The organism is Blastococcus sp. SYSU DS0753 (assembly GCF_054051175.1).
The window spans coordinates 1-9,433 of the sequence record NZ_JBJHAT010000047.1; the positions used below are offsets into that span (position 1 = coordinate 1).

Annotated in this window: 9 protein-coding genes; 6 read left to right on the forward strand and 3 right to left on the reverse strand. The window is 73.7% G+C overall.

Annotated elements, in window-relative coordinates; genetic code table 11:
• Nucleotides 1–205 precede the first annotated feature (205 nt).
• The gene (locus tag ACI799_RS20930) at nucleotides 206–505 is read right to left on the reverse strand and encodes a WhiB family transcriptional regulator (protein WP_456597866.1); all 300 of its coding nucleotides are present in this window, start codon (nucleotides 503–505) and stop codon (nucleotides 206–208) included.
• A gap of 362 nt (nucleotides 506–867) precedes the next feature.
• Between ACI799_RS20930 and ACI799_RS20935 the strand changes: the two genes are divergently transcribed.
• Nucleotides 868–1,578, forward strand: a complete 711-nt coding sequence (locus tag ACI799_RS20935) for a response regulator transcription factor (RefSeq protein WP_456590408.1) — start codon at nucleotides 868–870, stop codon at nucleotides 1,576–1,578.
• A gap of 313 nt (nucleotides 1,579–1,891) precedes the next feature.
• Here the strand turns inward: ACI799_RS20935 and ACI799_RS20940 are convergent, their stop codons facing one another.
• A complete protein-coding gene (locus tag ACI799_RS20940) occupies nucleotides 1,892–2,290 on the reverse strand; it encodes a DUF5319 family protein (protein WP_456590407.1) in 399 nt (132 codons plus the stop codon).
• Nucleotides 2,291–2,426: 136 nt separating this feature from the next.
• On the opposite strand from ACI799_RS20940, the gene guaB reads away from it, so the two are divergent.
• The 3 genes from guaB to guaA all read left to right on the forward strand — a co-directional run bounded on the left by guaB (nucleotide 2,427) and on the right by guaA (nucleotide 6,704).
• Nucleotides 2,427–3,941 (forward strand): IMP dehydrogenase, encoded by a 1,515-nt coding sequence (gene guaB / locus ACI799_RS20945; protein WP_456613853.1) that lies wholly within the window; start codon nucleotides 2,427–2,429, stop codon nucleotides 3,939–3,941.
• A 70-nt stretch (nucleotides 3,942–4,011) separates the two neighbouring features.
• Nucleotides 4,012–5,139 carry a GuaB3 family IMP dehydrogenase-related protein gene (locus ACI799_RS20950; protein WP_456590405.1) on the forward strand — a complete coding sequence of 376 codons (1,128 nt, stop codon included), beginning with the start codon at nucleotides 4,012–4,014 and terminating at the stop codon, nucleotides 5,137–5,139.
• A 2-nt stretch (nucleotides 5,140–5,141) separates the two neighbouring features.
• Nucleotides 5,142–6,704 (forward strand): glutamine-hydrolyzing GMP synthase, encoded by a 1,563-nt coding sequence (guaA, locus tag ACI799_RS20955; RefSeq protein ID WP_456613854.1) that lies wholly within the window; start codon nucleotides 5,142–5,144, stop codon nucleotides 6,702–6,704.
• Nucleotides 6,705–6,794: 90 nt separating this feature from the next.
• Here guaA and ACI799_RS20960 read toward each other — a convergent pair whose 3' ends face one another.
• Nucleotides 6,795–7,493: a helix-turn-helix transcriptional regulator gene (locus ACI799_RS20960; protein ID WP_456613855.1), complete on the reverse strand. Its 699-nt coding sequence runs from the start codon at nucleotides 7,491–7,493 to the stop codon at nucleotides 6,795–6,797.
• A gap of 63 nt (nucleotides 7,494–7,556) precedes the next feature.
• Here ACI799_RS20960 and ACI799_RS20965 point away from each other — a divergent pair, with 63 nt between their 5' ends.
• Together ACI799_RS20965 and ACI799_RS20970 are read left to right on the forward strand one after the other, a co-directional pair.
• Complete coding sequence (locus tag ACI799_RS20965) at nucleotides 7,557–8,141, forward strand: dienelactone hydrolase family protein (RefSeq protein ID WP_456600110.1); 585 nt, start codon at nucleotides 7,557–7,559, stop codon at nucleotides 8,139–8,141.
• 106 nt (nucleotides 8,142–8,247) lie between these two features.
• Nucleotides 8,248–9,336: a sodium:calcium antiporter gene (locus ACI799_RS20970; protein ID WP_456600111.1), complete on the forward strand. Its 1,089-nt coding sequence runs from the start codon at nucleotides 8,248–8,250 to the stop codon at nucleotides 9,334–9,336.
• Nucleotides 9,337–9,433 lie beyond the last annotated feature (97 nt).

The window sequence follows — 9,433 nt, forward strand, 5'->3', positions numbered from 1 at the left end:
ACCAACTGATAAAGGACCCCTTCAGCCTCGCCGCTCCCACGGTCGCGGCCAGCCTGGGGCCGGGGCGGGGGGTCGTGGCTCACGGGCGACCGTGAGCCAGGACCCCACCGGCTGAGCCCGGACGGTGCTCGCGCCGTCCGGGCACACGAGAGGGCCCGGTCCAGGACTTCCTGGACCGGGCCCTCTCGGCGTTCGTGGCGGGGTGCTACACCCCCGCGGCCACGGCGGCGGGCTCGGTGGCGATCAGCCGGGCCCGCTCCTCCTCGCTCATCCCGCCCCAGACCCCGTAGGGCTCGCGGACGGCCAGCGCGTGCTTGAGGCACGCGTCGACGACCGGGCAGCGCGCGCAGACGGCCTTCGCCGCTGACTGCCGTCGCGCCCGGGCCGGCCCCCGCTCGCCGTCGGGGTGGAAGAAGAGGGACGTGTTCTCGCCACGGCAGGCGCCGTGCAGCTGCCAGTCCCAGACCTCGGCCACGGGCGTCGGGAGTCTGCGGATGTCGGCCATGTCTCCTCCAGGACTCGGTTGAGCCGGAGGGGGCTGTCCGGCTGCAAGGGGCCGGGTGCCCTCGCCGTCCCACGTCCAAACACAGCCGATTCGCAACTTTTCCCAGGTGCGCCCTGCGTCACCTCCGCGTGCGGCGCTCACCCCCGGGGGTGAGGGCGTCTGTTCCCCCGGTCGGGAGTCGATCAAGGTGGCTCCAGGTCGCGCTGGCGTCCGGGAGGGGGAGAAACCCGGACCGGTCGCGTGACCAGCGCGGAGGTGGGGGGCCCGGTGGGCCCTCCACCCGAGCGACACCCGGCCGGGTGCCTTCCCCGGCCGGCGGGGGGACCCGGCCGCCGCGCGGCCGGGGAGAGCGAGGAGCAGGCGTGATCGACGACAGGATGCGCGCACCCGTGCACGGCGCGACCGTGTGGGTGTACGACGAGCGACGGCGGGTCCGTGACGACGTCGCCTCGCGGCTGGTCGCCCTGCCCTTCGTCGGCCGGGTGGAGGTGGTCGGCGACGCGCAGTCGCTCATGGCCCGCCTCGCCACCCGCACCCCCGACGTGCTCGTCGTGGGCACCCAGCGGGCCGTGGACACCGGGCTGTCCGCCGCCACGCAGGCGCTCCGGTCCCACCCGGGGCTCCCGGTGCTGGTGCTCGGCGCTCCCGATGACGCCGACAGCGTGCGGGCTGCCGTGGCCTTCGGGGCTCGCGGCTACCTGCGCTGGGACGCCACCCCGATCGAGATGGGGCTCGGGCTCTCCCGCGTGGGGCTGCGTGCCGACGGACGGATCCCGCAGCAGGCGACGGCCTCCGTGGCCGCGTGGAGCGGTGCGGCGCCGCTCGCCGGCTCCGCGCCCACCACGGTGCGGTCCACCGTGCGTGACGCCGCCCCGGCCGTGGCGCTGTCCATGCGCGAGATGCAGGTGCTCACCGGGATGAGCCAGGGCAAGAGCAACGCTCAGATCGGCCGGGAGCTCTACCTGTCCGAGGACACCATCAAGACCCACGCCCGGCGGCTGTTCCGGAAGCTGGGCGCCAAGGACCGCGCCGAGGCGGTGGCCACCGGCTTCCGCCGCGGCATCATGACCTGAGCGGTCACCCGACCGACGCACGCGCTGAGGGCCGTCTCCCGAGCCGGGAGGCGGCCCTCGACGCGTTCTCGACGGAGGCATTCACGCCCTCGGGGGAACGGCGCCCGGCCCGGGGTGGTCGCGCCGAGTGGGCCCGGAGGGTCCGCGCAGGCGCGACGGACGCGCTCAGCTCGGCAGGGGGACGGCACCTGGCCGCGGTGTGGTGGCGCCGAGTGGGCCCGGAGGGTCCGCGCAGGCGCGACGGACGCGCTCAGCCCAGCTGGGGGACGGCAAGTGGCCGCGGTGCGGTCCGGAGGACCGCAGTGTCACAGCTCTAGTCGTCGCGGGCGTGGCGCCCGGTGCGCCGGCCGCTGGGCTCGTCCCGCTCGGCGAGCGCCGCGACACCGTCGGCGTACCCGCTGGCGTAGTCCCAGCTGACGTAGTCGTCGGGGTTCGGGTCGAACGGCGGCTCGTGCCGGCCGGTCTGCCCCTCGTCCAGCAGCTGGCGCAGGTTCGCCTGCATCAGCGCCCAGTCGACGTGGTGCTCCTCCTCGCAGTCAGGGCAGTCGACCACGATGCCCTTGATGCCGGTCGGCTCCAGGAGGGTCCGGAAGACCTCGAGCTCGGCCAGGTCGTCGAGGACCCCGGCCCGCTCCTCCATCGAGAGCGGCGGAGGGGCTGGGCCGTCGGCGGAACTGAAGTCCGGCCCGAAGGCGTCGTCGAACGAAGACACGGTCACACGGTAGCCGCCGAGCGGGCGGAGCACCGCCTCCTCCGTGCCGCCGCCTACGATCGGGGCAGGTCCCGCGCGCCCGTGAGGTGTGTCGACCGGTGTCCGACCCGATCCGCGCCGAAGGGTGGCCGCGCACATGCAGCCCGACTCCGTGACCGAGCTGCCGGCGAAGTTCGCCCGCCTCGGTCTCACCTACGACGACGTCCTGCTCATCCCCGGGGCGTCCGACGTCGTCCCGGCGGAGGTGGACACCAGCAGCCGGGTGACCCGGCGCATCACCCTGGCGGTCCCGCTGCTGTCCAGCGCGATGGACACCGTCACCGAGGCCCGCATGGCGATCGCCATGGCGCGGGTCGGCGGCATGGGCGTGCTGCACCGCAACGTCTCCGCCGAGGAGCAGGCCGGCCAGGTCGACCTGGTCAAGCGGTCGGAGGCCGGCATGGTCACCAACCCGGTCACCTGCTCGCCCGACAACACGCTCGCCGAGGTCGACGCGCTCTCGGCGCGCTACCGCATCTCCGGTGCGCCGGTCGTCGACGCCGACGGCGTCCTGCTCGGCATCGTCACCAACCGGGACATGCGCTTCGAGACCGACATGAACCGGCTCGTGCGCGACGTCATGACGCCGATGCCGCTGGTCACCGCGCCGGTCGGGGTCGACCCGGACACCGCCCTGGGCCTGCTCTCCCAGCACAAGATCGAGAAGCTGCCGCTGGTCGACGACGCCGGCCGGCTGCGCGGGCTGATCACCGTGAAGGACTTCGTCAAGCGCGACCAGTTCCCGAACTCCACCAAGGACGCCGACGGGCGACTGGTCGTCGGGGCGGCGCTGGGCGTCGGCGAGGACGCCTACAAGCGGGCCGGCCTGCTGGTCGACGCCGGCGTCGACGTGCTCGTCGTCGACACCGCGCACGGCCATCAGCGCGCGGTGCTGGAGATGGTCGCCCGCGTGAAGCAGGAGTTCGGCGGCGATGCCGGGGTGGAGGTCGTCGGCGGCAACGTCGCCACCCGCGCCGGTGCGCAGGCACTGGTCGACGCCGGGGTCGACGCGGTCAAGGTCGGCGTCGGACCGGGTTCGATCTGCACCACCCGCGTGGTCGCCGGCGTCGGCGTCCCGCAGATCAGCGCCATCTACGAGGCGTGGCTGGCCGCCGGCCCGGCGGGGGTCCCGGTCATCGCCGACGGCGGGCTGCAGTACTCCGGCGACATCGCCAAGGCCCTGGTGGCCGGCGCCGACACGGTGATGATCGGTGGTCTGTTCGCCGGCGTCGAGGAGGCACCGGGCGAGCTGGTCTTCATGAACGGCAAGCAGTACAAGACCTACCGGGGCATGGGGAGCCTGGGCGCCATGCAGAAGCGCGGCAACCAGTCGTTCAGCCGCGACCGGTACTTCGCCGACGACGTCCTCTCCGACGACAAGCTCGTGCCGGAGGGCATCGAGGGCCAGGTGCCCTACCGCGGCGCGCTGGCCGGCGTGGCGCACCAGCTCGTGGGTGGCCTGCAGGCCTCCATGGGCTACGCCGGAGCGGCCACCATCGCCGACCTCAAGGAGCGCGGGCAGCTGACCCGCATCACCTCCGCGGGCCTGGTGGAGAGCCACCCCCACGACATCCAGATGACCGTCGAAGCCCCCAACTACCGGGGTCGGTGACCGAGATGAGCGAACGGCACATGTCATCCAGTCAGCCCGTCGAGGCACCGAACCACCGGGGACGCTGGGCATGAACGTGCGCGACACCGTCGAGATCGGGCTGAACCGCTTCGCCCGCCGGGGCTACGACCTGGACGAGGTCTCCATCGTCCCCTCGCGGCGGACCCGTGACGTCGACGACGTCTCCACCGCCTGGCAGATCGACGCCTTCCGGTTCGACCTCCCGCTGGTGACCAGCCCGAGCGACGCCGTCGTCAGCCCGGCGACGGCGATCGCCGTGGGGCGCGCGGGTGGCCTGGGGGTGCTCAACGGCGAGGGGCTGTGGGCCCGCTACGACGACCCGGCGCCGGTCTACCGCGAGATCGCCGAGGCGGCCGCGGCCGGCGCTCCGCCGGTGGCGCTGCTGCAGAAGGTCTACGCCGAGCCGGTCAAGCCCGACCTCATCGCCGCCCGCATCAAGGAGATGGGCGACGCGGGGGTGACGACGGCGATCCGGATCTCCCCGCAGCACACCGAGCAGCTGGCCCCGGCCGCGCTCTCGGCGGGGGTGGACCTGCTCGTCATCCAGGGCACGATCGTGTCGGCCGAGCACGTGACCAGCCAGGGCGACGCGCTCAACCTCAAGGAGTTCATCGCCGACCTCGACGTCCCCGTGATCGTGGGCGGCGCGGCCAACTACACGACCGCGTTGCACCTGATGCGCACCGGCGCGGCCGGCGTCATCGTCGGAGTGGGCGGTGACACCTACTCGACGACCGACGCGGTCATGGGCATCCGCGTGCCCCTGGCCAGCGCCATCGCCGACGCCGCCGCCGCCCGCCGCGACTACCTCGACGAGACCGGTGGCCGGTACGTGCACGTCATCGCGAACGGCCGGATCGAGACCAGCGGTGCCATCGCCCGCGCGCTCGCCTGCGGTGCCGACGCCGTCCAGCTGGGGGAGCCGCTGCGGGTGGCCGCCGAGGCGCCGGCCGGTGGCGTGTGGTGGGACTCGGTGGCCGCCCACCCCCGTCTGCCGCGCGGATCAGCGTCGGCGCCCGTCGAGCCCTCGGGATCGCTGGAGCAGGTGCTGCTCGGACCGGCGGACTCCGCCGACGGCCGGACGAACCTGTTCGGGGCGCTCGCCCGCACCATGGCCAAGACCGGCTACTCCGACCTCAAGGAGTTCCAGCGGGTCGACCTCGTGATCGGCGGCTGAGCGTGGACTTCCCGACCGTCCTGGTCGTCGACTTCGGCGCCCAGTACGCGCAGCTCATCGCCCGGCGCATCCGCGAGGCCGGGGTCTACTCCGAGATCGTGTCGTCGGAGGTCCCCGCCGAGGAGATCGTCGCGCGCAAGCCGGCCGCGATCGTGCTCTCCGGCGGGCCGTCCAGCGTGTACGCCCCCGAGGCGCCGACGGTCGACCCGACGCTGTTCGAGTCCGGCGTCCCCGCCTTCGGCATCTGCTACGGCTTCCAGGCGATGGCCGCCTCGCTCGGCGGCACCGTCTCCCGCACCGGCGACCGGGAGTACGGCGGCACCCCGCTGACCGTCACCACGCAGGCGCGGCTGTTCGGCGACCTGCCGGTCGAGCAGAACGTGTGGATGAGCCACGGCGACGCCGTCAGCGCGGCCCCGCCCGGGTTCACCGTCACCGCGACGTCGACCGGTGCGCCGGTCGCCGCGTTCGAGGACGTCGACCGCCGGCTGGCCGGGGTGCAGTTCCACCCCGAGGTGCGGCACACCGCGCACGGGCAGACGGTGCTCGAGCACTTCCTGTTCGACATCGCGGGCCTCGAGCCGACGTGGACGATGAGCAACGTCGTCGACGAGCAGGTGGCGGCGATCCGCGAGCGGATCGGGGACCGGCGGGCGCTGTGCGCGCTCTCCGGCGGGGTCGACTCCGCCGTCGCCGCCGCGCTCGTCCAGCGGGCGATCGGTGACAGGCTCACCTGCGTCTACGTCGACCACGGGCTGATGCGGGCGGGCGAGACCGAGCAGATCGAGCGCGACTTCGCGGCGACCACCGGCGCGGACCTGCGGGTCGTCGACGCCAGCGAGCAGTTCCTCGCGGCGCTCGCCGGGGTGAGCGACCCGGAGGAGAAGCGGAAGATCATCGGCCGCGAGTTCATCCGGGTCTTCGAGCAGGCGGCCACCGACGTCGTCGCCGACGCCAAGGCGCACGGCGAGACGGTGGAGTTCCTGGTGCAGGGCACGCTCTACCCCGACGTCGTCGAGTCCGGCGGGGGGAGCGGGACGGCCAACATCAAGAGCCACCACAACGTCGGCGGGCTGCCCGAGGACCTCACCTTCACCCTCGTCGAGCCGCTGCGCACCCTGTTCAAGGACGAGGTGCGCGAGGTCGGCCGGCAGCTGGGCCTGCCCGACCAGCTGGTGCAGCGCCAGCCCTTCCCCGGGCCGGGGCTGGGCATCCGGATCGTCGGCGAGGTCACCCGCGAGCGGCTCGACGTGCTCCGCCGGGCCGACGCCATCGCCCGCGAGGAGCTCACCGCGGCCAAGCTGGACGACGAGATCTGGCAGTGCCCGGTGGTGCTGCTGGCCGACGTCCGCTCGGTCGGCGTGCAGGGCGACGGGCGCACCTACGGTCACCCGGTCGTGCTGCGCCCGGTGTCCAGCGAGGACGCCATGACCGCCGACTGGACCCGGCTGCCCTACGACGTCCTGGCGCGCATCTCCACCCGGATCACCAACGAGGTGGAGGAGATCAACCGGGTCACCCTGGACGTCACGAGCAAGCCGCCCGGCACCATCGAGTGGGAGTAAGGACCCCCTTCCTCCCCGACCCTCGCTCCGCTCGGGCCGGGTCCCTGGAAGGGGGCCGTTCCAGGACGTCACCTGGGTCGTTCCAGTGCCTCACGTCGCGGGCACCCGCACCGTGTGCGCGTCGGGTGGCGGTGTGCCGAACGCATCCGGATCGCGCTGGGGAGGCGTCTCGGTGGTGAGGTCGGCGGCCTCGATCCGGTCCCAGCGGAACCAGCGCGGAGCGTCCCGCAGCCGGCACCAGGCCACGAGGTACCACCGGTCGCCGGTGCGTGCCAGCAGGTGCGGCTCCACCCGACGTCGGGAGACCGCGCCGCTGTCGTCGCGGTAGCGGATGGCGACCACCCGCCGGCGCAGGAGCGCTTCCTCGACGACGGACGCCGCCCCCGGTCGTCCTCGCTCGTCGCCGCGCACCCACACCCGGCCACCGAGCTCGCGGGCGGACTCCCGGGCACCTGGCCCCATGACATCGAGGACCTTCTCCAGCGCGGCACGGCCGTCCGCGGCGAACGGCGCCTCCGACGCACCGGCCAGCGCCACCGCCAGCGCCACGGCCTGCGCCGGGCTCAGGTTGACCGGCGGCAGGGAGGCCGTGGCGTCGAGCACGTAGCCGCCACCCGGCCCGGCGGTCGCCCAGATCGGCACCCCCGCCTGCTGCAGGGCGGAGACGTCCCGCTTGACCGTGCGCGGCGACACCTCCAGCCAGTCGGCCAGTCGCTGCGACGTCCGTCCCCGTGCGCCGGCGCGGCGCAGCTCCTCCGAGATGGCGTGCATCCGGTCGGTCCGGTTCATGCCAGGATCCTGGCAGAAAACGGTGACAGGACGGTGTCACCAGCAGCCCGGCAGGGTGACCTCATGACCACCATCGCGCTCTTCCACTCCGTCCTCGGCGTCCGGCCCGGGATCACGGCGGCGGCCGAACGGCTCCGCTCCGCCGGGCACGACGTCCTGGTCGTCGACCAGTACGACGGGCTGGTCTTCGACGACTACGCATCGGCGATGGCCCACGTCGAGGAGGTCGGGTTCCCGGCGCTGATGGCCCGGGCGGTGGAGGCGGTGCGCCACCTGCCCGACGGGTTCCTCGCGGCCGGCTTCTCCAACGGCGCCGGCATGGCCGAGTACGTCGCCACCCAGCGGCGCTGCGCGGGGCTGCTGCTCTTCTCCGGGGCGTTGCCGGTGCAGGTGCTGGGAGCCGACCGCTGGCCGGACGGTGTGCCCGCGCAGCTGCACTACACCGAGGGCGATCCCTTCCGGCAGCAGGACTGGATCGACTCCGTGGTCGCCGACGCCCGGGGTGCGGGAGTCGAGATCGAGGTCCACGACTACCCGGGGACCGGCCACCTGTTCACCGACGTCAGCCTGCCCGGCGAGTACGACGCCGCCGCCGCCGAGCTGCTGTGGCGGCGGGTCCTCGAGTTCTGCGCGCGGGTGGCCGCCTGAGGTCCGCCTCCTCCGGAGACCCTCCGGAGGGGGCCTCGACCGGCAGGATCCCGGTCGGTGTGGTGGGGTCGTCGTCGGCCGTTGCAGTCGAGGACCCGGAGGACGAGTGAGTTTCGCTCCGTGGCCCCTCTGGCCGAGCCTGGGCGTGCTCGCCGCGATGGCCGTCGTCATCGTGGTCGCGGGGGTCCGGCTCACCCGTGTCGCCGACTCCCTGGCCGAGCGCACCGGCCTCGGTGACGCGATCGGGGGTGCCCTGCTGCTGGGGGCGGTCACCTCGCTGCCGGGGAACGTCACCGTGCTCACCGGCGCGATCGAGGGCGACCCGGGGTTCGCCCTGGCCAACCCGGTCGGCGGTATCGCGCTCCAGACGGTGTGGCTGGCGATCGCCGACCTCCTCTACCGCCGGGTGAACCTGGAGCACGCGGCGGCGTCGCTGCAGAACGTGCTGCAGTCGGTGCTGCTGAGCGCGATGCTCGCGGTTCCGGTGATCGCCTACGCCACGCCGGACCTCCGGCTGGGCTGGATCCACCCCATGACCCTGCTGATCCCCGTCCTCTACGCCTACGGGCTGACGCTGCTCCGGCGGATGCAGCGGGAGCCGATGTGGCAGCCGGTCCACACCGACCAGACCGCAGACGGGGACGAGGGCAACGGCAACGGCACCGGCAACGGGGACGGCGACGGGGACGGGGACGGGGACGGCGACGGGAACGGGAACGGGAACGGCGACGAGCGCTCGACCGCCCGCCTGTGGGGCCTGCTCGCCGCGCTCGGGCTGGTGACCGGTGTCGCGGGCTGGATCGTGGGCCGGGCCGGGCTCAGTGTCATCGAGCGGGCCGACCTGGACAGCGGCGTCGTGGGATTCACCCTCACGACGGCGATCAGCTCCCTGCCCGAGCTCGTCGTGCTGCTGACCGCGGTGCGGATGGGCCAGCTGACCCTCGGCGTCGGCAACATCGTCGGCGGGAACGTCTACGACATCCTGATGATCTCGGTCGCCGACGTCGGCTACCTGGAGGGGCCGATCTACCGGGACGCCGGCCCGACCAGCCTGGTCCTCGTCGGCGGCACGCTGGTGATGACCGCGGTGCTCTCCGCAGGGCTGCTCATGCGCGACCGGAAGTGGATCGGCTTCGAGGGCGTGTCGATCCCGCTGATCTACGTGGGCACCGTCGCCCTGGCCGTCGTCGGGTAGCCGCAGCGAGCGCCGGGGGGGGGGGGGGGGGGGGGGGGGGGGGGGGGGGGGGGGGGGGGGGGGGCCGGCCGCCGCGGGGGGGGGGGCGGGGGGGGGG